Source organism: Cricetibacter osteomyelitidis, assembly GCF_004340985.1.
Lineage (GTDB): Bacteria > Pseudomonadota > Gammaproteobacteria > Enterobacterales > Pasteurellaceae > Cricetibacter > Cricetibacter osteomyelitidis.
Genome location: NZ_SLYB01000013.1, coordinates 28,869 through 54,181, shown reverse-complemented (window position 1 = coordinate 54,181; position 25,313 = coordinate 28,869). Strand labels below are relative to the sequence as shown.

Genomic DNA, 25,313 nt, shown 5'->3' with positions numbered 1-25,313 from the left:
AAAATATATCACATTAGGATCCGTTGTGCTATGATAGAAACCGCCTATCCGGTTTAAATTAAAGAGAAAATAAGAGAAAATAATGCAAAAATATCGTGGTGAAATTTTAATGTTTGTGGTGGCGTTTATTGCTGCAATCGGATGGTTTTTTTCTAAAGAAGCTATTGAAGAAATGCCGTCCGTGGGTTTTATCGGCTTGCGTTTTGCAGTTGCTACGCTCATTTTTTTACCTTTTTCATTTTCACAGTTAAATACGCTCAATAGTTCTCAAATATTGCGTGCCGGTGCCGTAGGATTGGCACTCACCTGTAACATTACCATCTGGGTTTTAGCCATTACATTTAGCACTAATTTTGGTGAAGGCGCATTTATTATCAGTTTGGCGATGTTGATCGCACCTTTATTGGCATGGCTGGCATTTAAACAAAAACCGGCCCGAACCTTTTGGTTGTCCATGCCCATAGCAATGATTGGTTTATTTGTATTAACCGGCAGTCAATTTGGCGATTTTGACTTTGATATCGGCACAATTTTGTTTTTTTTCACCGCACTTTCTGCAGCGGTGTTTTTTGTTTTGAGCAGCCAATATGCGAAAAATATTCCCACAATGGCATTATTAACCGTTCAATTTAGTCTTGTTTGCCTTGTGTGTTGTGCTTATTCATTTTTCTTTGAAGATTGGCCGCAATCCATTTCATTTGAGACTTGGTGTTGGTTTGCGGCCAGTACGCTGCTTGCCACCAATTTTCGCTATTTTTTACAAATTCAAGGCTTGCGTTATTGTAATATCGTCACCGCTGCTTTGATTATGGTATTGGAACCGGTGTGGACGCTGACTCTCAGCGTATTGATTTTAGGTGAAGCCTTAACGGTGGCGAAAACTGTCGGTTGTTCATTGATTTTAACCGCAATTATTGTCTATCGCTTGCCGAGTTTATGGAGAAGATAATGAAAATAACTATCCCGATGCTGGGTATCAGCGGTTACAGCGGTAGCGGCAAAACCACATTATTGGAAAAAATCCTACCGCACTTAATCGCCCGCGGCGTGCGGGTGGCGGTGATTAAGCACACGCACCACGATGTACAAACCGACAAACCGGGCAAAGACAGTTGGAAAATGAAAGAAGCGGGAGCCGCTCAGGTGCTTGTCACCTGTGATCAGCGTTGGGCGTTGATGACGGAAACTCCGCAACCGGCCACGTTAGATTATCTGGCACAGCAATTTGATCCGCAACTCACGGATTTAATTTTGGTGGAAGGTTTTAAGCAGGAACCTATCGCAAAAATCCTATTGCATCGTCAAGCAATGACAAAACCTTTGCCGGAATTAGACGAATATACAGTTGCCGTCGCAACGGATTATGCGCTTGCCACCAATAAAGTGCGGTTGGATATTAATAATATTGAGCAAATTGCTGAATTTATTATGAGTTGGAATATGAAATGACAGAAACAGAGAATTTTAAGGGGCTGTCTTGGGTAGCGGCGATGGCGTTTTTTATGCAGGCGTTGGATACCACGATTTTAAATACTGCATTACCTGCCATTGCGAAAAGCCTGAATGAATCGCCGTTGGGCATGGAGTTGGCGGTAATTAGTTATGCCTTAACCTTAGCGTTGTTAATTCCTCTTAGCGGTTGGCTGGCGGATAAATACGGCACACGGAATATTTTCCGCGGAGCGGTGCTGTTATTTGCTTTGGGATCGCTGTTTTGTGCCATGTCCGGTTCATTGAATATGCTGATTGCTTCCCGCGTGCTGCAAGGTGTGGGCGGTGCGTTGATGATGCCTGTGGCTCGCCTGGCGATTATTAAGCGGGTACCGAAAAAGCAATTAATCAATGTGTGGAATTTTATGGCGATGGCGGGTTTGATCGGGCCGATTTTAGGTCCGATTCTCGGCGGTTGGTTGGTGACTTACGCCACTTGGCATTGGATTTTTCTGATTAATCTGCCGATTAGTATTGTAGGAATTTTGGTTGCCAACCGTTTTATGCCTGATGTGAAAGGGAAAATTACCAAACTGGATGTGGTGGGATTTATTCTGTTTGCCGGTGGTTTGGTGGCGTTAACGCTGGGGTTGGAATTAATCGCTGAACAAACGCCGAAAAAAATGACCGCACTTATTATCAGTTTAATCGGTAGCAGCTTGTTGCTGGCTTATTATCTTTATTCTAAACAGGCAAAAAATCCTTTGTTATCACTGGCGTTGTTCCGCATTCGTAGTTTTCGGGTGGGAATGCTCGCTAATTTGCTGTTGCGTCTATGCGGTTCCGGCGTGCCGTTTTTATTGCCCTTAATGCTGCAGGTGAGTTTCCACTATCGTGCGGATACGGTGGGGTTATTGATGACACCTGTTGCTATTTGTTCCATTATTACTAAGCCTTATATTCCAAAAATTCTAAAATTTTTCGGTTATAAAAAAGCCTTAATTTACACCGCACTTTTGATGTCTGCCAGTGTTGCGTTATTGGGAGGCTTAAACGTAAATACCCCGTTGTGGCTATTAATTATGTTGGTAGCATTTTACGGCGGTTGTATGTCGATAATGTTTACTTCCATCAATACTTTAACCATCAGTGATTTGGATGATAAAGACGCCAGCAGCGGATCGACGTTTTTAAGCGTAATTCAACAGGTGGGAATGAGTTTTGCCATTGCCTTGGCTTCCGTATTATTGGGTATATACCGCTTATATATCGGCGGCAGCGGTGAGCAGTTACAACAATCTTTCAGTTATACGTTCTTTAGTTCGGCGGCGATCGGTTTATTATTGCTGTGGACGTTAACTTATTTACGTAAAACCGACGGCAGTAGTTTGCATTAATTACTTTGAGTTATAACAAATAAAATATTGTTATTTACAATATTCCCCTTTGGCTATATCTTTAACAGGATATCAACTCAATCCACTCCATGAGGAGGAATAATAATGAAATTAACGACTAAATTATCGCTTGCGGCGGTAGCGTTTTCCGCTGCGGGGTTTGCTCAGGCTGATGTCACCTTTATTAACTGTACCAGCCGTTCGCCGTCGGGTTTTAGCCCGGCGTTGGTGATGGACGGTATTTCCTATAACGCCAGTTCGCAACAAGTGTTCAATCGCTTGGTGGAATTCAAACGCGGTTCTACGGAAATCGAACCGGCATTGGCGGAAAGTTGGGATATTTCTGAAGACGGTTTAATTTATACTTTCCATTTACGCAAAGGCGTAAAATTCCATTCCAATAAGGCATTTATTCCAAGCCGTGATTTTAATGCGGATGACGTGGTGTTTTCTTTTATGCGTCAGTTAGATAAAAATCATCCTTATCATGGGGTATCCAAAGGGACTTACCCATATTTCAATGCAATGAAATTCCCGACTTTGCTGAAATCCGTGGAAAAAGTAGATGATAACACTGTGCGTATCACCATTAACAAACCGGATGCGACCTTCTTATCCAGCCTGGGTATGGACTTTATTTCCATTTATTCTGCGGAATATGCGGATAAAATGTTGGCAGCAGGTAAACCGGAAACCATTGATACCGATCCAATAGGCACCGGTCCGTTCGTGTTTGCAGGTTATAAAGTGGATCAAGCCATCCGTTATTTAGCCAATAAAGATTATTGGAAAGGTAAAGCGGCTATTGATACACTGATTTTCAGCATCACACCGGATGCGACCACCCGCTATGCGAAATTACAAAACGGTCAATGCGATATGATGGATTTCCCGAATGCATCAGATTTGGAAAAAATGAAAACGGATAAGAAAATTCAATTAATGTCGCAAGAAGGGATGAACGTGGCTTATATTGCATTAAATAACGAAAAAGCTCCGTTTGACAATCAAAAATTCCGCCAAGCCTTAAATCATGCGGTGGATAAGAAAACCATTATAGAGGCGGTGTATCAAGGCGGCGGTATTCCGGCGAAAAATCCGTTGCCACCGACAGTGTGGGGTTATGACGACGAAATCCGGGATTATCCTTATGACTTGGAAAAAGCCAAGCAATTACTGGCGGAAGCGGGTTATGCGGATGGAGTAGAAATCGAATTATGGGTACAACCGGTAGTGCGTGCATCTAACCCGAATCCGCGCCGTATGGCAGAATTACTGCAAGCGGATTGGGCAAAAATCGGCGTGAAAGCAAAATTAGTCAGCTATGAGTGGGGTGATTACATCAAACGCACCAAAGCCGGTGAATTGGGTGCGGGTATCTATGGTTGGTCAGGCGATAACGGCGATCCGGATAACTTCCTATCCCCGTTATTAGGCTGTGAAAACGTCGGTTTCAGCAACTATTCCCGCTGGTGTAATAAAGAATACACTGATTTGTTAAACCAAGCCATCAGCTTAAAAGACAACGTGCAACGTACAACAATCTACAAAAAAACTCAAGAAATCGTTCACGATCAAGCCCCTTGGATCAGCGTAGCACATTCAATCAACTATGCTCCGTTAAGCCTGCGTGTACATGACTATAAACAAAGCCCGTTTGGTTATAGTTATTTCTATGGCACGCGTGTTGAGTAATTGATAGATATGAGAAAGCCTAGCGTTTGCTAGGCTTTTTTACGGATTAAAGACGTTTAAATATCAATGAGGTATTCACACCGCCAAAGGCGAAATTATTGTTCATCACATACTCGGTTTCAATATGACGGCTTGTGTTTTGAATGTAATCCAACTCGCCGCAGCGTGGGTCGATATTCACTAAATTGGCGGTTTGTACGAAGCTGTTATCATTCATCATCGCAATGCTGAACCAGGATTCTAAAGCACCGCAAGCCCCTAAGGTGTGACCGAGATAACTTTTTTGCGAGCTGATGGCAACTCGGTTGCCAAATAGGCGATTGGTGGCGATGGTTTCTGCAATATCACCTTGTTCGGTGGCGGTGCCGTGGCCATTCACATAACCTATCAAAGAAGGCGGTATTGCCGCATCATCTAAGGCAAGTTTCATTGCTTGATACATAGTTTCGCTTTCCGGGCGGGTAATATGTGTACCGTCGCAGTTTGTACCGAATCCGACGATTTCCGCGTAAATTTTTGCCCCGCGGGCTTTGGCGTGTTCGTATTCCTCTAACAATAACATTCCTGCTCCTTCACCGATAACTAAACCGTCGCGGTTACTGTCGTAAGGACTTGGGGTAAGTTTTGGCGTATCATTTTTCAAGCTGGTAGCATATAAGGCATCAAATACATGGGATTCGCTTGGACAAAGTTCCTCGCCGCCACCGGCTAACATCATCGGAATTCGACCGAATTTAATGGCTTCATAGGCATAGCCGATCGCCTGACTGCCGGATGTACAAGCACTGGAAGTAGGTATGACACGACCTTTTAAGCTAAAGAAAATCGCCACATTTGCCGCTGTGGTATGCGGCATCATTCGCACATAAGTATTGGCATTAAAACCGTCGGATTTGCCTAAGCTGATGAGCTGAGCCAAATCGCATACATCTTTGGTGCTACCGGTGGATGAACCGCTGGCTACCCCCATTCTGCCGTCTTTAATGCTTGGATCGTCTGATAACCCTGCATCGGCCAGTGCCATTTCTGCGGCTTCAACGCAATATTGTGATACCGGTCCTAGGCTGCGTAGTTGTTTACGAGTCCAATGATTTGGTGCTTTATAATCGAAAATCGGTGCTGCTAAGCGAGTGTTAAGTTCAGGGAAGCGATCCCAATCGTCCATTCGCACAACGGCGTTTTCGCCGCGATCAAAGAAGCTCCGAATAGTTGCCCAATCACGTCCTAAAGCGGTAATGCCGCCGATACCTGTTATTACAACTCTTTTTAACATAAGCCACCATTCACAGCTAAGACTTGGCGAGTAATATAATTCGCCTGTTCTGACATTAAAAACGATACGGCCGCAGCCACATCCTCCGGTTTGCCCATTCGTTGCATCGGAATGATTTTCAGGATTTCATCAATAGGTACGTTTTCATCTAACATATCCGTATCGATCAAACCGGGTGCGACACAGTTAACGGTAATTTTGCGTTTCGCCAATTCCATAGCCAAGGATTTTGCCGCACCAATCACACCGGCTTTTGATGCACTGTAATTCACTTGTCCGCGATTCCCGATTAAGCCGGAAACCGAAGTAATACACACAATACGACCTGAGGCACGACGGCGGATCATTGGCATCATCACCGGATGTAATACGTTATAAAATCCGTCTAAGTTGGTGCGGAGCACTTGATTCCAATCCTCATCACTTAATGCCGGAAAAGCATTATCGCGGGTTAGGCCGGCATTGAGTACCACGCCATAATATGCTCCATATTGTTCTACATCGGCTTCCAATAAGGCTTTGCATTGGTTGCGGTCGGAAACGTCAAATTGCAAAACCCGGGCAAAACCGCCCGCACTTTCAATCTCCTGTTTCACCGCTTCCGCTTCCTCTATACGGCTACGGCAATGTACCACAATTTCATAGCCTTGCTTGGCAAGTTCTAATGCAATGGCTTTGCCGATACCACGGCTGGAACCGGTGACTAAGACGGATTTTTTCATAGAATATCCTATATTTCTTATTTATTCGGGAATAATTCCGCAATCATTGTATCGGTTTGAGCTTGAATACCTTCATTACGTGCTTTTTGTTTTTCCTCGCCCCGTTGTTTATAGGAGATTGAACCTAGCACAGCAACGCGTTGACCATTTTGCAATTCGTTTAAAATTAATTTGGCACGGCGAACATTGGCATGATTATCTGCTCGCACCGTATAACTCAAACCGTATTTGCAATGTCCGGCATAGTTTTTCATTTTTTCTGACTTAATGCCTTTTTTCTGTAAACTGGTAGCTAAATAATCAGCAAAATCAGGAATTTGTGATTTCACATTACGGATACAAATATGTTTAATATTATTAGGGGTTTCCACCGGGGTGCTGCTAATTGCGGAACAACCAGTTAGTACAGTAATGGCACAAAGGCCTAAAAGTGTTTTTTTCATCATTGTTTCTCTCAAAATAAATTAACATATCTTATTTGGTGCTATTTTTGCGGCAAATCCTCAAGATTATTGGGACTATACACACTCAACGTTGCCCGTGCCAATAAATGATCAGCGGGCAAATCAATGGGCTTTTCACCGCTTATCCAATGCATTGTAGCATTAAATACACCGAAACCGTTACTGTCTTGCAAGGATGATTCCACCTTGATTTGTACTTTACAGTTTATGGGCAAACTTTCACAAAATAATTCATATTTACGGCTGCCAAGCAAGAAGCCCAGTTTAATCGGCTCGCCACGATCGGTGGAATGACAGCCCGACCAAGCCGCCACGCCTTGTGCCATAATTTCAATGGCAATATACATCGGTAAACGTTGGTTTTGCACAAAAATATGCTGTTCGGTGATATTTGCATAGGCCGTCAGGTTGTTTTCATCATAATGTGTGATTTCATCCAACAATACCATTTCACCGGAATGCGGTAATAATTTAGCCACATTTATTATGGGTAACTGCATTCGGTTTCCCCTATCACTAAAATGACATTATTGCCACCAAAGGCAAAAGATGAACTTAAGCCGATACGCGGTCGGTTTTCCGCCCAACGGCTGTGCTCATCAGTGAGTTGAATGGCGGGCAAATTCGTATCAGGCTGATTGTCCCAATGCTGCTTTGGCAATTTTCCTTCAGGATTAAATTCGCGGCTGATAATGCCCCATAAAATAGCGGCTTCCACCGCGCCGGCAGCACCTAATGTATGCCCTGTTAAGGCTTTGGTGCCGGTGCAAGGTACGCCTTGCGGGAAACAATGTGCCATTGCGGTGCTTTCCATTGCATCATTGTGTACTGTGCCCGTGCCGTGCAGGTTGACCCAGCCGATTTGCTCCTCGGCGATACCTGCACTGGAAAGTGCGGTGGAAATTGCAGAAATTGCACCGCTGCCGTCCGGAATGGGAGCAGACATATGATAGGCGTCAGAACTGCTGCCATAACCTAATAAAGGCAAGCCGTTAGGCTCGCGAGTTGCTAAAAATACCGCCGCACCTTCGCCGATATTAATACCGTCACGGTTTGCGGAAAAGGGGTTAGCGACAGACTGCGACAAGGCTTCTAAGGTGTGAAAACCATTAATGGCAAGCTGTGCCAATGAATCCACACCACCGCAAATCACTACATCGCATAAATCGGCCTTAAGCAAGCGTTCTGCACTGATAATAGCTCTCGCCCCGGATGTGCAGGCGGTGGAAATGCTATAAGACGGACCGGTTAAACCATAATGCACCGCAATAAAATCAGCCGGTGAGGACAGCAGCTGAAATTCGTGACAATAGTTGCTGTTTTGCCAGTTTTGCTGTGTGGCATGCTGTTGAAATGCAGGGACATTTTCTTCGTTTCCCGTATTTGTCGTGCCGATAATCACTGCAATACGATCTTTGCCGTATTTTTTGATGGCTTGCCGAATTTGTGCATCCAGCTGAAGCACCGCCGTCCATAATAATTGATTATTACGTGTGCGATAGATTTCTGCGGTATTTTCCGGCAGATCTTGTAAGTTAGGCGTATTTCCCACAAAAATAGAACGATTTTCAATCCATTTTTGACTTTGTTGTAACGGATGCGGTTGATTGCTGAGTAAAAAATCAATATTGGCTTTGAGACTATCGCCCATTGCACTGACTAAACTCGGTTGCTGCAAATAAATCATTGAAAATCCTTTTGCTTAATTTAACGGGATTACACGCCATTTATCCTGTTTAATTTGGATAATGGCTTGTTGTCCCAGATTGGTGATCTGCCAATATTGCTCGACAGCTAAATTTTGGTATAAATCCGACCGCACTTTTTCCGGCGTTTGCCAATATAAAATGGCGGAAAAAAGGCGTGAAGCCTGTGCGTTAGGCGGCAAAAAACCGTCGTTTTGCCAGCCTTTTTCCGTTAGAATTTGGCGTGCCAAAGGAGCACCCAATCCATCGGTTTGCACCCAGCGTTGACCTCTCTGATCAAAAAGCTCAAAAGGTTGCACCACCAACAATGAACTTTCTTGAGTTTGTTCATTCACTAATGAATATTGACGTACTTGCTCCAACGGCGGCACCGATGAAGGCAACACCTGACTTTGTGTGCAGGCGGTTAACAACAAGACGGCGGCGGAATAAAAAAGTGCGGTCAATTTCATTGAAGTTTTACCTTTAATCTTAAATTTAATCTTGTGTTGCTGTGCCGCAAATGTCTGCCAAGGCTTTTAAGCGACGTTCGGATTTTTCCACGTAAGGATTATTGCTATCCCAGGCATAGCCTGCCAAGATAGAACTAATCATTGCACGGATTTTCGGATTCGGATTGCGTTCATAAATCACATCTTGGAAGGAATTATCATACCAACCGAACACATAGGTACGGAAGGTATTAATGCCCACCATTAGCGGTTCCACAAAGTCTTTTTGCCAATCCGTCGGTTCGCCGCGAAGTTGTTTATCTAAGGTTTCCACCGCTAAATCGGACGAGTGCATTGCTACCGTCACGCCCGATGAAAATACCGGATCAAGAAATTCAGAGGCATTGCCTAATAACGCCCAACGCTCGCCGTATAAGGATTTCACATTGGCGGAATAGCCTTGCAATGTGTTAAACGGCGTATCCCATTTTGCATTGCGAATTAAACGGCTTAGCATTGGAATTTCACTGGCGTATTGACGTAAAATCCCTTCGGAAGTCTGTTCTTTGATGTGAGCAAAATTATGCGGTTCGGATACCACACCGATAGAACAACGGCCGTTAGAGAACGGAATAAACCATAGCCACACATCCCGTTGTGTCGGATGAGTACAGATTAAGATTTTATTACGATCAAAGTCGCCGTCTGTAATATTGTCCTCAATATGGGTGAAATGGGCGTGACGCACCGGCAAACAACTTGGCGTTTCCAAATCAAATAAACGGGCTAGTACACGGCCGTAACCACTGGCATCCAATAAGAATTTGGCTGCTACGTTAAATTCCTCACCGGTTTTATCATTACGCACCAATAATTTTGCCCGCTCGCTATTGGTTTCAGCCGCCAGAACGGTATGCTCATACCACACGTCCGCACCTTGTTTTTCCGCTTCATCAATTAACACTTTATCGAAAATGCCACGTTGCACTTGATATGTGGTGCCCGGACCCGGTGTGAATTTATCGGTGAAATCGAAATAAGTGTAACGATTACCCCAAGTAAAGGCAGCACCGTTTTTATGTTGGAAGCCTGCGGCTTTAATGGTTTCAGCCATTCCCGCTTTTTCAATCAGTTCCATACAATGAGGTAGCAGACTTTCACCGATGCTAAAACGCGGAAAGACTTGGCGTTCTAACACAAGCACTTTGTAGCCTTTTTTACGCAATAAACCTGCTGCCACAGATCCGGACGGACCGGCACCAATAATAGCAATATCAGTATGAACGGTTTTCATAATTTTCCCTTATGTGACTCTAAATATGTTGATGTTTGATTTAATTTTACGGCTAATAATAAATTCCACACAATGCCGATGGACACGCTCAGACCGAAATGGGCAACCGCCGTAGTTTGACTGAAAGCCAATAGCACGAATGAAATAAAAGTAGTGGCAGAAGCTAAAAATACGCCGTTCAGGCGTTCTTGTGGCCGGATATTTTTTAACTGGGCGTAAATGGCGTAATCCACACCAATAGCTGATGCCAACAGTAAACCGAAAATGCTGAATAATCCGATTGGCACGTTTAACCAACCAAGCATTAACACGGTCAACAAAACAGACAGCAACGGCACGGCAATAATTTTACCGGCTTGCTTGCGACCATAAACCCGCCATAATAATAACCACACCAATAAAAACGAGACTAATTTTAATCCCGCAGCCTGCCAGCGTGCTTGGTCGAAAGTATGATTTAAATTTTGGCGATAATCAACCCATTGCACGTGATTCAACGGCTCATTAAATTGATCGGCGATTTGTGCCACCGCCTGAATATCCGTTAAATGATTCAGGGTGATCATTGTGGCAACACCTTTTGGCTGCGAACCTAACCATAAATTCGCCCAACGTTCTGCTAAAGGAGAAGCAAGTGCGGTGGAGATATCCACAGTTTTTAATTGTTGTAGTTGCTGAATTTCTTGCTGCCACGCTGATTGCGGTACACCTAATTGAGCAAGCGGGGAATGTGCATCAAATTGTGCGATTTTGCCGAGATTTTGCCGAATTTCACGTTGTTTTTCCACGGAATTTACAAATTGACTGATAGCATTGAAATCGCCTAACTTGCCTTGTTGTTTCATTTGTTCTAATTGTGCGGTAACCTTGGCATCTAAAGCTAACAAATCCGATTCGTTGTCTGCCTGCAAAATAAAAAATTGCCCCGTCGGATTAATCCCTGTTTTTTCTGCAATCTGTTGTGCTTGGCTAAGCCATTGCATTGGCGTAGAAATCCAATCGCGAATATCATCGTGCCACAGCGGTGGTTTAACAAGGCCGGCAATCAGCATTAGTCCAATCACCCAATATATTTTGCTGTTAGCAATGCACCAAAATTGCTCGATTTTACACCGCACTTTTTCAATGATATGCGGTAAAAGTGCGGTCGTTTTTGGCTGCCATTTGGCAAAGCAAAACGGCAATATCCAAAGAGTGCAACAAAAAGCCGACAACAAGGCAAAAATAGAAAATACGGCGGTTTGCTGCAAAATCGTTAAAGGTGTCCACAGTAACATTAAATAGCCGATAATAGTGGTAAACAATCCGATTGCAAAAGGCTTCCACGTAGTACGGATAAAATAAAAAGCCTGCCATTGCGTTTGCCAGCTATGAGCCAACCAATGCAACGGGAAATCAATCGCTAAGCCGATTAAGCTGGTGCCAATCACCAAGGTAAGCAAATGAATTTTGCCGAAAATCAGAATACAGGCGACAGCCCCGCTTGCCAAGCCTAATCCCATTGGCAAAATCAAATACAGTAATCTTACGGTGCGAAACGCCAACCACAAAATTAGTAACATTGCCGATAAGCCAATGGCAGACATTATGCTGCTTTCTTGTTGTCCCTGAGCCTGACCAAGTGCGGCATAAATTGCCCCGCCGGTAAGTAATAATTCGCCTTGTCGGTGCTGAATATGTTGTTGGTTCGTTTGCAGTAAATGTAGTAAATTGCCTTTGCTTGCAGGCTTTAATATTGCCCGCACCAACACCCAGGTTTTATCTTGTTCCTGCACTTGGAAGCTGTTGCTGTTGAGATCTAAGGTAACGTTAGAATGATTGCTTAAGCGGCTTAATATCGCATTGCCGAAGCCAAGCCAATCTTGTGACAGCGGTAATAATGACAAAGCAAAAGGATCGGCGATTTGTTGCGCCCGTTGGGTGAGAAAATCCTGCGGTGAAAGTGCCGCAATGTCTTTTGGCAAGGCCGCGAGGCGAAGTGCGGTCAGATTTTGTTGTAATATTTCCGGTGCTGAATTGGCTTGCCAATCAATCCGTTGAAATAAGTCGCTGTGCTGCCAACTTTCTACCAAATCTTTAGCAAAACTCACCGCACTTTCGCTGTCTTTCGCACCGACTAAAGCGAGAATTTGTTGATTGAGCTGTTGATTGATTTGACTTACCGCTTGCTGTTGCAACGCAGATTGTGATTCCGACGGTAAAAGCGACATTAAATCGCCATCCACCACCGTTCGTTGTTGGGCTGTCCAAATTCCGTAAAAAAGTAATGCAGTGACCGCAATTAAATAACAAATTGCGGCAAATAACGGCTTTTTCTCGGAATTAGAGTGCATTTGGCGGTAGTCCTGTCAATGATTGATTGAGGCGTTGTTGCTGCAATAAAATCCGACTGTTATCACCTTGGGTTTCGTATAGGTCGATTTGTTGCACTGTTTTGCCGCCTTGAATTTCAATTTTATTGAAAATATTTTTAATTAAAAAGGAATTCGGCGTAAGTTGTAATTGCCATTGAGCGGCATTGCCTTGCAGCTGCAAATTAAATTGTTCTTTTAAGCCTTGGGTATTGCCTTCCAATAGGTTTAAAAATAATTGAATCTGTTGAGTTTCCGCTGCAGTAGATTGTTTCTTTTTCGCCCATTGATTATTGATGAGATATTCAATGCCCTGTTGCGGTGTGACACGCATTGTGTTAGTAATCGGCTTTTCCATTTGCCATAGCAAGCCTTTCCCTTGTGCCAACGCAAATTGCCCGGAACTTACGATAGGTTTGTCCAAGCCTTTTAAAAAACGTTGTTGTATAAATTGTCCTTGCACGATTTTGGTTTGACGTAGCTGCTGTTCCAGTTCCGCCACATCGAAAGCGTAAGAACACAAATTAGTAAAAATTAAAATAATAGCGAGTAACTTTTTCATTATATTTCCTATAAATTGATCACTTTTCTCACCGCACTTTGCCAGCTTTCAGGTGTAGTAAATTGCATTTCGTGGGTGATTAAATCCACCGCCACTTGCGTGGTACTGGCTCGGGTTAAACGCTCGCCGCTGGCTTTATCAAAAATAGTGTAATTTACTTTTAAGCGGGTTTCCCATTCCACCAGTTCGGCTCGCACGATTAAATCCGCTCCGAATATTGCCGGTTTCACATATTTTAATTCCACTGCAATCACCGGCCACATATAGCCGCATTGTTTCATTGTGATATAGTTGTAATCCAAAGCATCAAGCAAGGCACAGCGAGCCACTTCCAAGTATTTCACATAGTTGCCGTGCCACACGATATTTAAACTATCCACATCAAAAAATGGTACTTTAATTTCGGTTTCGACCGCAAAACAACCTTTTTTCCGCATTTTATTTTTTCCAAAAAGAATAAAAATTAAACCATTGTAACGGCACTTCTGCACAGCGTTTGGCCAATTCATCCGCAAAACGTTGCGACCAGTATTTTACCGATTCCTCACGTTGACGTTTTCCCCAGTTGATTTTATCCGTCAAACGAGATAAATGCAGTTGATATTTGCCGCTGACTTTATGACAAAACAGCAAATTTACCGGTGTTTTCAGTAAGCCGGCTAATAGCCACGGGCCTTGCGGAAAATCCGCACTGGCGTTTAGAAAATCCACTTCTACGGTTTTTTCACCCCGCACCGGTACGCGATCCGCGGCGATAGCAATCCATTCGCCCTGTGCCACCCGTTCCTCTAATTGCAACATAGTTGCCATATCCAGCTCGCTCACTTGAATTAAATTCAATGTGCTGCCGCCTAATTCTTGTAGCACCGCATTAAAGGCTTCGGCGTGTTTGCTGTGAACCAATACATTGAGTTTCAGCATTTTGTGATGAACGGCTAAGGTGCGGCAAATTTCCACATTGCCCAAATGAGAGCAAACCAGCATTTGCCCGCGTTCGCCGTTACCGCTGTTGCGAATATCCGCATACAAATTATCGGGATCGAATATGGCAATATCCTCATAAGTCAGCCGTTGTTGCCAAACGGCGAAACGATCTTGAATAGCTTCGGCGAATTGTAAAAACTGGGTGAAAACCGACCGCACTTTAAAGGGTGTTTTACCCGTATAAGCCGCTAATTTTTGTTGATATTCCGCAATGGCTCGGCGTTCTTGCGGGGAGGTAAGATAAAAATAGCTTACAATCAACACGGTGATGATTTTCATCATCCATGCCGGAGTATATTTCACTAATAACGCACTGAGTTTGAGAACAAACCGATTGCCACGTTCCCGTTTTTGTGCCCAATGACTCATTATTTTATTCTCAATAATTGTTTGATTTTGTTAAAAATCATTGTAAAAAATAAACGTGAGTGCATTTTGCTAATCAGCAAATTATCCTGCCAGGCTCGGAAATGGGAAACTCCGCCATCGGTATAATGTACGGCAGTGGGTAACCATTGCATTTTGATGCCGAGCCAATGTAAACGCACTAAAATTTCCACATCGAAATCCATAAAATCGCCGATTTCGGCAAAATTTAATCGACTAATCGCTTGCAGCGGATATAAACGAAAACCACACATTCCGTCCGGAATGCTCATTGATAATGTATTGATTGCAATCCAAAAATTGGTAATTTTACGACCGTATAAACGGGCTTTCGGCACATCATTGCCATAAATGGGAATGCCGCAAATCAACTCATTGGGATGGGCTTGGCTTAATTGCAGAAATTGACCGATGTCCGATAAATTGTGCTGGCCATCCGCATCCACTTGCAAGGCATAATCATAGCCTTGTTCAATGGCATATAAAAATCCGGTTTTTACAGCAGCTCCCTTGCCGCCGTTTTGTTCCCGATGAATTACCGTCACGCCTTTTAGGTTTTTTAAGGGGATTAATGCGGCTTTGCTTTCAGTATCGGAACCATCATCCACCACAATGCAATTTAACCCTTGAGTTTGAATTTTTTCTACTACCGCCTCAATGGTAGCCGGGTGATTATAGTAGGGAATTAAAGCTACGGTTTTCATTCTGCCACCTGATAAACAATACGACCGGAAGCACAGGTTAAGGTTTGCTCATTGTCTTGCTTGGTCACACTGAAATTCAGTTTGCCTTTGCAGGCATCCCAACGCAGGTTCACTGTAATGTCATTATCGGGGCGGATGAATTGCTGATATTTTAAATTTTCTACGCCTTTAATATGTGGCGGCAAGCCCAAAGATTCTGCCAGCTGAATCGCCCATTGCAACTGTACCACGCCGGGAACCAAAGGAAAATCGGCGAAATGACCGGTAAAATAGCGTAAATCTAAGGGAATAGTGCCGATAAATTGTTGTTCTTGAGATTGTTTAAGATCCCGGCTCGTCACCGATTGAACCGGTTGCCAAGCAGGTTCTTTCAGTTTATGTTCAAATAACGCTAAGGCTTCGGCTTTAATAATTTTGCCCTGCGTATTACGCGGTAATGCAGTAATAAATCGCCAAAAACGCGGTGTGGCTAAATTGCCTAATTGCTGTTTGAGTTCGGCAGACAACGCATTAATCAAGGTTTTGCGCCCTTTCTCTTGCAAAAAACGAATACCGTCTTGAGTTAATACGGTTAAGGCGATTAAACGGGGTTGTTCCGGATGTTTAAAACAATAACATTCTTTCACCCAATCCGATTGATTTAATTTGTCTTCTACCAAATCCAAGGAAATACGTTTGTCCGCCAGTTTCATTATGCGATCTTGACGACCTTGCAACACAAAGCGGTTTTCATCTTTAAATTCCAGCACATCATTTAAAGACTCTGGCTGAGCGATCCAATTTGACATTACATTGAGTTGATTTTCATTGTGTCGGAATTGCACGCTCGGCATGGCTTGCCATTCAAGCTGCCCTTTGCGGGTGGCAATAACACCGGTTTCTGTGCTGCCGTAAATTTCATCAATGGCTAAACCGTGCTGAGCAAACAGCTCTGCGGTGGTCTCCGGCAACTTCCCGCCGGCAGAAAAAATACGACAAACTTTATCTTGAAATACCGACCATTTATGATGTTCGGCAAAATGATTGAGCAACATCGGGCTGGCAATCCACGTGACTTTGCGATCCGATTGCAAGGTTTGCTCAATCAGCATTTCAGGAAAAATCCATTGTTCCGAACAAATCGCCGCATAAGAAAACAGCGGCAACATAATACAAAATGTTAAGCCGTATAAATGTTGTTGGCTCACCGTGTTGAGAATTAAATCATCAATAGAAATTTTAAAGTGATTTTTCAGCATTTCCGCTTCCGCTTGGAATTGCCACAAGGTTTTCTTAATCAGTTTCGGCGTGCCGCTGGAACCGGAGGTTTTCAGCCACAATACTGCATCGGGTGAAATCGCTTGCGTACTGTCAACGGTTTGTGCCGGTAATAGATTGACGGGATGACGGGCTTGTTCCGTTAAGGAATAAACAGGAATACTGAGAATTAAATTTCCATCGTCCGTTAAACAGTAATCCTGTGCATTGGCCCATTGCAGATTGCTATCCGATAAATCCGGCAAGACAAATATTTCTGCTTGCGTTTTCCAGGCGGCGATTAACGCTTGAATAAAATATTGGCTTTCGCGAAACCACAATACAACTTTGGCTTTTGGCGGTAAATGTGCGGCAAGGGCAAGGGTTTCTGCAGCAAAGTGCGGTGCGTTTTCGCAACGTTTTTCAGCTTGCACGTAATAGGAAAATTGTGACAAATCAAAAGGGGAAAATGCATTCATAGTTATATTTTTAATTTAAATTTGCGATAACACCATTCACCGGCGAACAAGCCGCCCATTAATAAATAGGAAATCAATCCCGTATAAATAGCCCACCAGCTTTTATCCCAATAGATTAACACAATGGTGATTGCTGAGTTAAGCATAAAAAATCCTAACCAAATTTTAGTCACTTGTCTGGTATAAATCACCCCTTCCGGCGGCAAATCCGAATATTGCAGGCGGGCAAAGCGTTCTATCATACTTTGTGCTGAAAACAAGCTCATTGCAAAAACAAAGAACATTGCACCGCTTATTAGAACCGGATACCAATACATTAAATTTTCATTGTTGATAAACCACGAACAAGCCAAAAACAGGCTGATTACCCAGCTAATAATTTGTTGAGATTGATTTTTTTGCCAAACACTACGCAACAGCCATAATCCCAACATCAACAACAATAAATAACGAAAATCAATGTACTCGCGGGCAAAATAAAGTAAAAAAGGGTAACTGACGGATAGCACGGCAACGGCCGCACCCACAGCAATTTTTACCCCTTTGTTCATTACAATTATTCAGCGGATTGATTGAATTTATTTAATACCGCCGTCACGACATCTTGTACGGTACGCACGGTACGGAAGTCTTCCGCTTGCAATTTATGACCGGTTTCTTTTTTGATATAGTCCATTAAATCAATGGCATCAATGCTGTCGATTTCCAAATCCGTATATAAATTGGCTTCCGGCGTAATGCGTTCCGATTCGATTTCAAAAAGATTTTCCAATGCGTTACGCAAGGTTTGATAAATTTCTTGTTCGGTCATTTTCTGTTCCTATCGAGAGCGAATATAGTCGGCTAAGGTGGCAACGCTATAAAAGTTTTTACGCAAATCCTGATTCTGGTTATCCATTTGGAAATTGTATTTTTTCTGAATGGCTAAACCTAATTCCAAGGCATCCACGGAATCCAATCCCAGACCGTCCACAAATAACGGGGCGTCGGTTTCAATATCGTCCGTGCTGATGTCCTCTAATCCTAAGGTGTCAATAATTAATTGTTTTAATTCGAGTTCTAGGGCATCACTCATTTAATTTCTCCTCAAAATAATGCTGTAAATATTGATTTAATTGGCGTGCCGCAATGGGTGCCGGTTTTTCTTTTAACCAATCTTGCGGATCGAGATTATCACCCACAATAAATTTATAATGAATTTTATGCTCGGCTACCTGATACCAAGCCTGATCTTTTTTAAATGCCCGTGGGGACATTTTTATCACCACCGGCGTAATGGTTTTTGCCCCGCGTAATGCAATGGCACAAGCACCGCGGTGAAAATTAATCGTACCATCATCGCCGGTTCTGGTACCTTCTGGAAAAATCAGCAAAGATTCACCGCACTTTAACACTTCAGCACAATGTTCGATCATCTCTGGCGAACCGTCGTTGGGAATATAACCGCAAGCCCGAATAGGGCTGTTTAAAAAGGTGTTTTGCTGCAGACTTTGTTTTACCACGCAATTACAATTTTTTGCATAGGCGATCATAAACACCACATCCAATAAAGACGGGTGATTGGCAATAATCAGCTGTCCGCTTTTGCCAAGCTTTTCTGCACCGTGAAATTCAAAACTAAACACCCCGATAAAATTTAAGAACTTCAAATAATAACGCCAGCTGGTGGAAATAATGGTACGTGCTTGTAATTGTTGGTTTAAGGTTGTGGCAGTTCTTAAGGTGAACGGCAATAAAATCACTTTCATGATGACACCGAATAACCCGAACACAAAAAAACCGACGGCGTTTGCAAAAATACGCCAAGAGCGGTCAAAATTTTGTGTTTTTTTGCGGTTTTGTGTCATTTATTATAGGTCCAATGCCAGCTTTTATTTTGGTGAATTAAATGATGTTGCCACTGTGGTTTGGTTAAAATAAGATTGCGTAAATTTTCCAGATTGGCAGAATAGTCTGTTGTATACGGTTTTGCCCGGTGCGGTGTTAAACGCAATGTCAGTTCATTGCCTTTCGTCACCAAAAATGCGGCGGCATAAGCGAATTTTTCTAAATAATTTTCTCCGACCGGATTATCTTCGCACAGTGATTCATCCGTGATAATTACTAACACTTCATCGTGTCCGCTTTGTAATAATAAATAGGCTTCTAAAAATGCGGTTTCCAAACCGTCTTCACGGGCGGCAAGTGCGGTCATTTCTGAGGTATCTTTGCGGATCATAGACCATTGCCCGACAACGGAATTGTGTACGGATAGTCCGAAAGATGTGGGTGAAAGTTGCTCTCCGCTCCCCAATTCTTTCAATAAACTGAAACTGCGGGAAAATTCCCCGTCACGGGAAAGATAGACGACGGGACATTGTTTATCCTGCATTATTTCCCAAGCGGCGACAAACACCAATCGTGGCAACGCACTTAAACGGCGACGTTGCATTACAGGTAAAAAGGATAAATCCAGTGGTTTTTGTTCAAATTCCATCAACAACCGTCCATTCGCCCACGTTAACCAATCCGCTTGGTTATGCAATAAAGGCGACACGGTTTTATATTGTGCGATGGAAAGTGAAAATTGCAAATTAACGCCCTTAAACTGAATAAAAATTATTTTCTGAATGATATAGGATTTCAGGTGCTTGTTCAAGTAAAGTCCTGTTTTTCCTAATGGAAACCGATTAAATTTAAGTTGAAATTTTAGCAAGCTTTGTTATATTCATCGTAGTCATATTTTTATTCAACAACCAAAAGGAAACAGTATGAAAAAATTATTATTGGTTTGTCTGGCTGCAGTTAGTGTTGCCGCTTGTGCACCACGTGATACGATGCATTATTATTCAATTCAAGATGCGTTAAATTCGCCGCAAGCGTCAAAAGTATTAGATCCAAACATTAAGTTATATTTTGGTAAAGCTGCACCGGGTAAAGTAGTGAAAACAGGTTTGGTGAGCAATAAGAAAACGAATTTTGCCAATAAATCCGACCAAGATGGTTGTACTTGGGCTTTCTTATCTGCGGTGAAACAATTCCAAGATCGTGCAAAATCAATGGGAGCGAAAAAAGTGGGTAATTTAGTGAGTTACTATAAAAAGAATACCTACAAAAGCACGACACAATATGAATGTCATGCAGGTCATATTACCGGCGGTGTAACCTTAAAAGGTGATCTTGTAAAATAATGATAAATGCCGGGTTTATCGCTCGGCATTTTTATCCCGCCAAAATCCGCTCCAGAGGAATATCCCAACTTTCCACCGGCAGTTTATCTACTTGTTGGCATTTGTGTGCCAATCCCACGGGAATAAAATGTTTTTGTTGCCAATCTTGTAATGTACGGTCGTAAAATCCGCCGCCCATTCCTAAGCGATTGCCCTTGTGATCAAAAGCCACCAACGGAGTGAAAATAATATCTAGTTTGTTGATGGGAATAATTTTCGTGACGTCTAATTGCGGTTCGGGAATACTGAATTGATTGGCAAGCATCGGCGTGTCCGGCGTGTAATGTAAGAATAATAAATGCCCTTTACAAAACGGATGAAGCAGCGGTAGATAGACGGATTTGCCTTGTTGCCATAAGGTTTCAATCAATAATTTTGTTGAAAGTTCGCCGTCGAAAGAAAGATATAGACCGATATGTTGCGCCTGTTTTTGTACAATTAACGCCAGAGCTTGTGCTGTGATCTGTTGTTCTGCTTGTTGCTGTTTAAGTGCGGTGAGATTTTGCCGTATTTTACGAATTTGACGACGAATTTGCTGACGGGCTTGAGCGATGGTTTGCGTTGTGGTTTGTGGCATAAAGGGAAACTCATTAAGCGAGAAAGGAACCCGGAATGCCGTTGCGGATGGTCGGTCCTTGAACCCGACGGTTCAAGGGAATCAGTTGAGATTATTTTTAGGCTTCTTAGTCAAGCTAAGCTTGCACACCAATAACTAGTAACTAATTCTAAAAGTTTTAAGTATCGGCTCAGGGACGTAATCCGCTGACGAACATTCCAGGTAAATCTTTGAATCAATAGTATCGCAAATTAGGATCCTTCGCTAGTCCTAATTGAGCGGTTTGTTTAAATTTTGTTGAGCTAAAACATTCTCAAGAGAATGATCTAGTTGTTGAATTCGAGAGACTAATAAATTTTCGTTAGAATTGGTTTTTTGTTGTTCTTGCCCGAGTTCATAGGTTAAGTTCAACGCCACAATAGCCAGCACTTTTTCCAGCTGAATAATGCCGGAACGTTCTTTCATTTCCGATACCCGTTGTTCCAACTGATGAACCGATGTGCGTAGTGCTTCATGGTGTTCTTCTTCCGCATTAAGCCGTAATGTGTGGCCCAATACATTTAAAGTAATACTTTTAGATGACATAATTTGTCCCTTAAATGCGATCTTTATGTGGACTATTATGCCATTTTTTCCCCTTGCTGATCTATATGCTTTCATCAATCAATGTTAAAATAAAGCAAATATTAACAACAAATAGACAAATATTATGACAGATCAAATTTCATCTTATGCCCAATTTGCCCACCAACTTCGCACTGCCGGCATTGCCGTGACACCAGCGGAATTGCACGGCTTTTTAAGCGGGTTAATTTGTGGTGGCGTGGCAGATCAAAGCTGGCAACCGTTGCTTTATCAATTCACCAATAACGATGAAGCTTACCCCATTGCCATTCTCAAAGAAGCAGAACAAATTCACCGCCAAATCAATAATCAACTAGGCGATATCGATGGTTTCAATTTTGAATTATGGTTGCCTGATGAAAACATCACAATTTTCGCTCAAGCGGATGCTTTATCGGAGTGGGTAAATAATTTCTTACTTGGTTTGGGCTTGGCTCAACCGAAACTTGATCAGGAACGCAACGAAATCGGTGAAGCGGTGGACGACTTAAAAGATATCTGTCAACTGGGTTACGACGACAAGGACGATCAAGAAGAATTAACGGAAGCCTTAGAAGAAATCATTGAATATGTGCGAACCATCGCCACCATTTTCTACAGCCATTTTCGCCCCGAACCACAACAAAAACCGGTATTACATTAAGGGTTATTTCTGGTATCTCACCGGTTTTAATGAAGCGGATAACCACCTGATTTTAGAAATCAGGTGGTTTGTTAATGGTCTGAGCGTATCGTTTAAAACAGTACGCTTTCATTTTATCGCTCCCGAAGTTTACAGATCAAAAGGTTTTGTGTAAGGAATTAAACCGCGATCCAACATTCTGCTGATGCCACTGTGATGACTGCTGCCTAAACCGCGCAATTCCACAGTAAAGTGTACGCTGTTGTCATAAAATACATCTTTGGAATCCGAATAGGCTTGATTGGATTTACTGGTGGCATAACGACGCACGCCAACGCCCGCCGACCAACAACAAGTGCTATATTGCACACCGGCATATTGCTCAATAGGTTTGTTTAATGCGATATCGTGATAATACCGTCCCACTAACGCCCAATTGTCTGCTACTTCCCAAGCCACGGTCATTCCTACTTGGTTAATATTTTGACCGTAGCGAACACCATTGATATAGATACTGTTAGCGGCGGAACCTAAGTTTTGATCAATATAGCGTTGGCTGGCAAAACGATAGCTTAATTGTACCAAATTCATTTTTTCCGGATTATATTCCAAGGTCATATTGGCTAATGAAGTTTCATTTAAACGCGTATCATATTGATAGCTGCCCCGCCAGTTCCACTCATTATTGATTTTCCAGTTGGATTCCAACGCCCAAGAGGATGAATGCTCGGCAGTGCCGCTATCTTCGCTATCATCAATGCGTGACGGATTGATGTAATAAATTTGACCTAAGGATAAATTAAAACGTTCGTTGGCATTTTTATCAAAAATTCGCGTGGTTCCGCCGACGGTAATTTGGTTAGCGGATGCAATTCGGTCTAAACCGCTGTATCGACGGTCACGAAATAGGGCAAAGTAGTCTTGTTGTAACAAACTTGAGTCATACCCATAACCTAAATAGTTATTTTTCAAGCTTGAACCGATATTATTTTGATTACGATACGGACGATACAAGTATTGCACGTGCGGCTCAATAGTTTGCGTATAGTCTTTAATAAAGGTTTCTTTAGTGGCTAAAACGGTTTGTAAATCCACTTTCAATTGCGGAATGGTACGATTGACTCTACGTTCCACATTTTCCGCTCCGATGCCTTTCCCTTTTTTTTGTTGATAATGGGTAGCATATAATTTTGTTTCAATATTCAAACTACCGTAAGAATTGGATAACGGAATATTCAAACTTGGTTCTGCATGAAAACGCCAAGCTGTGGGCATCAGCGCACTATCATTATCAAAATGTACCGCTTGAGAGTATAATTTGAAATCAACCCAACCATTTAACAAGTCGTTTTTATAATAGTTGAAGTCAATTTGCGGTAACGCTTTATACGGACCGATGTTTACGTTTTCATCAAAAATTTGATATTGTTTCGCCGAAACAGAGAAATTCCAATTCGGTTGATAATAGGCAATGCGGGCATATTGTGTGGCATAACCGTCGGTGCTGGAGCCGTAATCTGAGTCAAAGTCGTTAAAATAACGTTTATCGCTTACTTTTGTGTAGTTTACATTCAAACGCCAATTTTGTAAGAAACTGGAACTATGTTGCCAATAGAATAAATGACGAGAGCGATTCTCACCGGTGTAATCCGTGTAACGATCATCATTAATATATTCGCCGGCAAATTTACCTTCGCCGATATGCGTCAGATAGCGGAATTCGCCGTTAAGTTGCCAACCGCGGCTTGTCATGTATTTTGGCGTGAATGTCGCATCGTAGTTAGGTGCAATGTTCCAATAAATCGGCTGTCCATAGAAAAAACCGTCGCGGCTGGAATGACCGAATTCAGGCGGAATTAACAGACCCGAACGGCGACGATCACCAATCGGCAGTTGCAAATACGGCGTATAGAAAATCGGTACGCCTTTCACTTTAAAACGCGCATGCCACATTTCAGCCACTTCGTCTTCTAAATCCTGCGTCATCTCGCTGGCTTGGATAGTCCACGCATCATCGTTAGGCAGACACGAAGTAAAGGTCGCGTTTTTCATTTTACGATAACGTTGACGAATTTCTACTTCTTCTGCGGTTCCCCGACCTTGACGATTCACCAGTTGATAATCCGCATCTTTTAAATTCGTATCATTGGTATTTAAATTAATTTTCGCATCGGAACCCAATAAATTAATGGTGTCGTCTTTATAATCAATATTTCCGTTAACCAATGCCACACGCTGCGGATTGTTTTTATCACCGGATTGAATAATTTCCGCGGAATCGGTTGTGAGGTGACGGTTACCCTGTTTAATATCCACGTTACCGATATATTTTGCATTGGTCGGCTGGTTGAGCACCGCATCATCCGCTTCAATATAAACCGGCAGTTCATTTGGATCGCCCTGTACCGGTTCACCGCTAAAGTACGGCACGCCATGCAAACATTGAGACTGTAAATCTGCCGATGCTCCCGTACTGTAAAGTGCGGTCAAAATTGACAGAGAAAGTAAGGTATAATGATGTTTTTTCATTTACTAACCATCGTATTAATCATCGAATATTGGGTCGATTATACTGGAAAATCTAGGGCTTCGCACAATTTATTTAGCTTTACAAAAGCAATCATTGAGATGATCATTCACCAACCCCATCGATTGCATAAAGGCATAGCACGTGGTTTCACCGACAAATACAAAACCCCGTTTTTTTAAGGCTCTGGATAAAGCTTTTGATGTCTCGGTTTTAGCCGGTATTACAGATAAATCCGGTACATCGTTAATTTGTGGTTTATGATTGACGAAAGACCAAATAAAATCGCTGAAATTTTCACCGCACTTTTGCATAGCTAAGCAAGCCTTGGCATTTTTAATAATGGCTTCCAATTTGGCTCGATGACGGATCAGCCCCGCATTTTGCATCAATTTATCTACATCAAGTGCGGTCATTTTTACGATTTTTTCCGCCTCGAAATTGAAAAATGCCTGACGATAATTTTCCCGTTTTTTTAACACCGTAATCCAAGAAAGCCCCGCTTGTTGCCCTTCCAGACAAATTTTTTCAAATAGTTTTTGACTGTCAAACTGCGGTTTTCCCCATTCTTGATCGTGGTAATCCACATAAATAGGCTCGCTACCAACCCAAGTACAACGTGTTGTCATGATTTTTCTCCTTGTTATTTTTGCGAATCA

28 protein-coding genes and 1 other RNA gene are annotated in these 25,313 nt (G+C 42.6%); 6 read left to right on the top strand and 23 right to left on the bottom strand.

From position 1 onward, the window contains the following. Nucleotides 1-82: 82 nt before the first annotated feature. The 4 genes from EDC44_RS07665 (at nucleotide 83) to EDC44_RS07650 (ending at nucleotide 4,523) form a co-directional block, all read left to right on the top strand. The gene (locus EDC44_RS07665; protein WP_243647919.1) at nucleotides 83-949 is read left to right on the top strand and encodes a DMT family transporter; all 867 of its coding nucleotides are present in this window, start codon (nucleotides 83-85) and stop codon (nucleotides 947-949) included. After that, nucleotides 949-1,449 carry a molybdopterin-guanine dinucleotide biosynthesis protein MobB gene (gene mobB, locus EDC44_RS07660; protein WP_131977010.1) on the top strand — a complete coding sequence of 167 codons (501 nt, stop codon included), beginning with the start codon at nucleotides 949-951 and terminating at the stop codon, nucleotides 1,447-1,449. The genes EDC44_RS07665 and mobB overlap by 1 nt, the downstream gene beginning before the upstream one ends. Continuing rightward, a complete protein-coding gene (locus EDC44_RS07655; RefSeq protein ID WP_131977008.1) occupies nucleotides 1,446-2,828 on the top strand; it encodes a DHA2 family efflux MFS transporter permease subunit in 1,383 nt (460 codons plus the stop codon). The genes mobB and EDC44_RS07655 overlap by 4 nt, the downstream gene beginning before the upstream one ends. Before the next feature lie 105 nt (nucleotides 2,829-2,933). Beyond that, on the top strand, nucleotides 2,934-4,523 hold the full coding sequence (locus EDC44_RS07650) for an ABC transporter substrate-binding protein (RefSeq protein WP_131977006.1): 1,590 nt from the start codon (nucleotides 2,934-2,936) through the stop codon (nucleotides 4,521-4,523). Nucleotides 4,524-4,569: 46 nt separating this feature from the next. Here EDC44_RS07650 and EDC44_RS07645 read toward each other — a convergent pair whose 3' ends face one another. Genes EDC44_RS07645 through EDC44_RS07560 form a run of 18 tightly spaced genes read right to left on the bottom strand, consistent with a single transcriptional unit; the run spans nucleotide 4,570 to nucleotide 19,688 of the window. Beyond that, nucleotides 4,570-5,796 carry a beta-ketoacyl-ACP synthase gene (locus EDC44_RS07645; RefSeq protein ID WP_131977004.1) on the bottom strand — a complete coding sequence of 409 codons (1,227 nt, stop codon included), beginning with the start codon at nucleotides 5,794-5,796 and terminating at the stop codon, nucleotides 4,570-4,572. Then, a complete protein-coding gene (gene fabG / locus EDC44_RS07640; protein ID WP_131977002.1) occupies nucleotides 5,790-6,518 on the bottom strand; it encodes a 3-oxoacyl-ACP reductase FabG in 729 nt (242 codons plus the stop codon). The genes EDC44_RS07645 and fabG overlap by 7 nt, the downstream gene beginning before the upstream one ends. Before the next feature lie 17 nt (nucleotides 6,519-6,535). Next, nucleotides 6,536-6,961 carry a lipoprotein gene (locus EDC44_RS07635; RefSeq protein ID WP_165870241.1) on the bottom strand — a complete coding sequence of 142 codons (426 nt, stop codon included), beginning with the start codon at nucleotides 6,959-6,961 and terminating at the stop codon, nucleotides 6,536-6,538. A gap of 41 nt (nucleotides 6,962-7,002) precedes the next feature. Next, on the bottom strand, nucleotides 7,003-7,482 hold the full coding sequence (locus tag EDC44_RS07630) for a hotdog family protein (RefSeq protein WP_131976998.1): 480 nt from the start codon (nucleotides 7,480-7,482) through the stop codon (nucleotides 7,003-7,005). Continuing rightward, complete coding sequence (locus tag EDC44_RS07625; protein ID WP_131976996.1) at nucleotides 7,467-8,669, bottom strand: beta-ketoacyl-ACP synthase; 1,203 nt, start codon at nucleotides 8,667-8,669, stop codon at nucleotides 7,467-7,469. The genes EDC44_RS07630 and EDC44_RS07625 overlap by 16 nt, the downstream gene beginning before the upstream one ends. A 15-nt stretch (nucleotides 8,670-8,684) precedes the next feature. Then, complete coding sequence (locus EDC44_RS07620) at nucleotides 8,685-9,140, bottom strand: hypothetical protein (RefSeq protein ID WP_131976994.1); 456 nt, start codon at nucleotides 9,138-9,140, stop codon at nucleotides 8,685-8,687. A 25-nt stretch (nucleotides 9,141-9,165) separates the two neighbouring features. Next, nucleotides 9,166-10,413 carry an NAD(P)/FAD-dependent oxidoreductase gene (locus tag EDC44_RS07615; RefSeq protein WP_131976992.1) on the bottom strand — a complete coding sequence of 416 codons (1,248 nt, stop codon included), beginning with the start codon at nucleotides 10,411-10,413 and terminating at the stop codon, nucleotides 9,166-9,168. After that, nucleotides 10,410-12,746 (bottom strand): MMPL family transporter, encoded by a 2,337-nt coding sequence (locus tag EDC44_RS07610; RefSeq protein ID WP_131976990.1) that lies wholly within the window; start codon nucleotides 12,744-12,746, stop codon nucleotides 10,410-10,412. Before EDC44_RS07610 ends, EDC44_RS07615 begins: the two co-directional genes overlap by 4 nt. Next, nucleotides 12,736-13,326 (bottom strand): outer membrane lipoprotein carrier protein LolA, encoded by a 591-nt coding sequence (locus EDC44_RS07605; RefSeq protein WP_131976988.1) that lies wholly within the window; start codon nucleotides 13,324-13,326, stop codon nucleotides 12,736-12,738. The genes EDC44_RS07610 and EDC44_RS07605 overlap by 11 nt, the downstream gene beginning before the upstream one ends. 8 nt (nucleotides 13,327-13,334) lie before the next feature. Further along, on the bottom strand, nucleotides 13,335-13,763 hold the full coding sequence (locus EDC44_RS07600; protein ID WP_131976986.1) for an acyl-CoA thioesterase: 429 nt from the start codon (nucleotides 13,761-13,763) through the stop codon (nucleotides 13,335-13,337). A 1-nt stretch (nucleotide 13,764) separates the two neighbouring features. Continuing rightward, a complete protein-coding gene (locus EDC44_RS07595) occupies nucleotides 13,765-14,679 on the bottom strand; it encodes an LpxL/LpxP family acyltransferase (protein WP_131976984.1) in 915 nt (304 codons plus the stop codon). Next, the gene (locus EDC44_RS07590) at nucleotides 14,679-15,401 is read right to left on the bottom strand and encodes a glycosyltransferase family 2 protein (RefSeq protein WP_131976982.1); all 723 of its coding nucleotides are present in this window, start codon (nucleotides 15,399-15,401) and stop codon (nucleotides 14,679-14,681) included. The genes EDC44_RS07595 and EDC44_RS07590 overlap by 1 nt, the downstream gene beginning before the upstream one ends. Then, complete coding sequence (locus EDC44_RS07585; RefSeq protein WP_131976980.1) at nucleotides 15,398-17,116, bottom strand: ApeI family dehydratase; 1,719 nt, start codon at nucleotides 17,114-17,116, stop codon at nucleotides 15,398-15,400. Before EDC44_RS07585 ends, EDC44_RS07590 begins: the two co-directional genes overlap by 4 nt. A gap of 2 nt (nucleotides 17,117-17,118) precedes the next feature. Next, the gene (locus EDC44_RS07580) at nucleotides 17,119-17,667 is read right to left on the bottom strand and encodes a COG4648 family protein (protein WP_131976978.1); all 549 of its coding nucleotides are present in this window, start codon (nucleotides 17,665-17,667) and stop codon (nucleotides 17,119-17,121) included. A 5-nt stretch (nucleotides 17,668-17,672) separates the two neighbouring features. Continuing rightward, nucleotides 17,673-17,927: an acyl carrier protein gene (locus EDC44_RS07575; RefSeq protein ID WP_131976976.1), complete on the bottom strand. Its 255-nt coding sequence runs from the start codon at nucleotides 17,925-17,927 to the stop codon at nucleotides 17,673-17,675. A gap of 9 nt (nucleotides 17,928-17,936) precedes the next feature. After that, nucleotides 17,937-18,191, bottom strand: a complete 255-nt coding sequence (locus EDC44_RS07570) for a phosphopantetheine-binding protein (RefSeq protein ID WP_131976974.1) — start codon at nucleotides 18,189-18,191, stop codon at nucleotides 17,937-17,939. Continuing rightward, nucleotides 18,184-18,963: a lysophospholipid acyltransferase family protein gene (locus tag EDC44_RS07565; RefSeq protein WP_131976972.1), complete on the bottom strand. Its 780-nt coding sequence runs from the start codon at nucleotides 18,961-18,963 to the stop codon at nucleotides 18,184-18,186. Before EDC44_RS07565 ends, EDC44_RS07570 begins: the two co-directional genes overlap by 8 nt. Next, nucleotides 18,960-19,688: a beta-ketoacyl synthase chain length factor gene (locus tag EDC44_RS07560; RefSeq protein ID WP_131976970.1), complete on the bottom strand. Its 729-nt coding sequence runs from the start codon at nucleotides 19,686-19,688 to the stop codon at nucleotides 18,960-18,962. Before EDC44_RS07560 ends, EDC44_RS07565 begins: the two co-directional genes overlap by 4 nt. 178 nt (nucleotides 19,689-19,866) lie before the next feature. Here EDC44_RS07560 and EDC44_RS07555 point away from each other — a divergent pair, with 178 nt between their 5' ends. Continuing rightward, nucleotides 19,867-20,286: an excinuclease ABC subunit A gene (locus EDC44_RS07555; protein WP_131976968.1), complete on the top strand. Its 420-nt coding sequence runs from the start codon at nucleotides 19,867-19,869 to the stop codon at nucleotides 20,284-20,286. A 31-nt stretch (nucleotides 20,287-20,317) separates the two neighbouring features. Here EDC44_RS07555 and EDC44_RS07550 read toward each other — a convergent pair whose 3' ends face one another. The 3 genes from EDC44_RS07550 to EDC44_RS07540 all read right to left on the bottom strand — a co-directional run bounded on the left by EDC44_RS07550 (nucleotide 20,318) and on the right by EDC44_RS07540 (nucleotide 21,466). After that, the gene (locus EDC44_RS07550; protein WP_131976966.1) at nucleotides 20,318-20,902 is read right to left on the bottom strand and encodes a 5-formyltetrahydrofolate cyclo-ligase; all 585 of its coding nucleotides are present in this window, start codon (nucleotides 20,900-20,902) and stop codon (nucleotides 20,318-20,320) included. 23 nt (nucleotides 20,903-20,925) lie between these two features. Further along, a non-coding RNA gene (gene ssrS, locus EDC44_RS07545) (6S RNA) lies at nucleotides 20,926-21,109 on the bottom strand. 42 nt (nucleotides 21,110-21,151) lie between these two features. Continuing rightward, a complete protein-coding gene (locus EDC44_RS07540) occupies nucleotides 21,152-21,466 on the bottom strand; it encodes a cell division protein ZapA (RefSeq protein WP_131976964.1) in 315 nt (104 codons plus the stop codon). Between the two features lie 136 nt (nucleotides 21,467-21,602). On the opposite strand from EDC44_RS07540, the gene EDC44_RS07535 reads away from it, so the two are divergent. After that, nucleotides 21,603-22,148 (top strand): YecA/YgfB family protein, encoded by a 546-nt coding sequence (locus EDC44_RS07535; protein ID WP_207896748.1) that lies wholly within the window; start codon nucleotides 21,603-21,605, stop codon nucleotides 22,146-22,148. Nucleotides 22,149-22,277: 129 nt separating this feature from the next. Here EDC44_RS07535 and lptD read toward each other — a convergent pair whose 3' ends face one another. Then, a complete protein-coding gene (lptD, locus tag EDC44_RS07525) occupies nucleotides 22,278-24,656 on the bottom strand; it encodes an LPS assembly protein LptD (protein ID WP_131976957.1) in 2,379 nt (792 codons plus the stop codon). A 69-nt stretch (nucleotides 24,657-24,725) separates the two neighbouring features. Beyond that, entirely contained in the window at nucleotides 24,726-25,283 is a 558-nt protein-coding gene (locus tag EDC44_RS07520; protein ID WP_131976955.1) for a DNA-3-methyladenine glycosylase I, read from the bottom strand. Nucleotides 25,284-25,313: the final 30 nt, after the last annotated feature.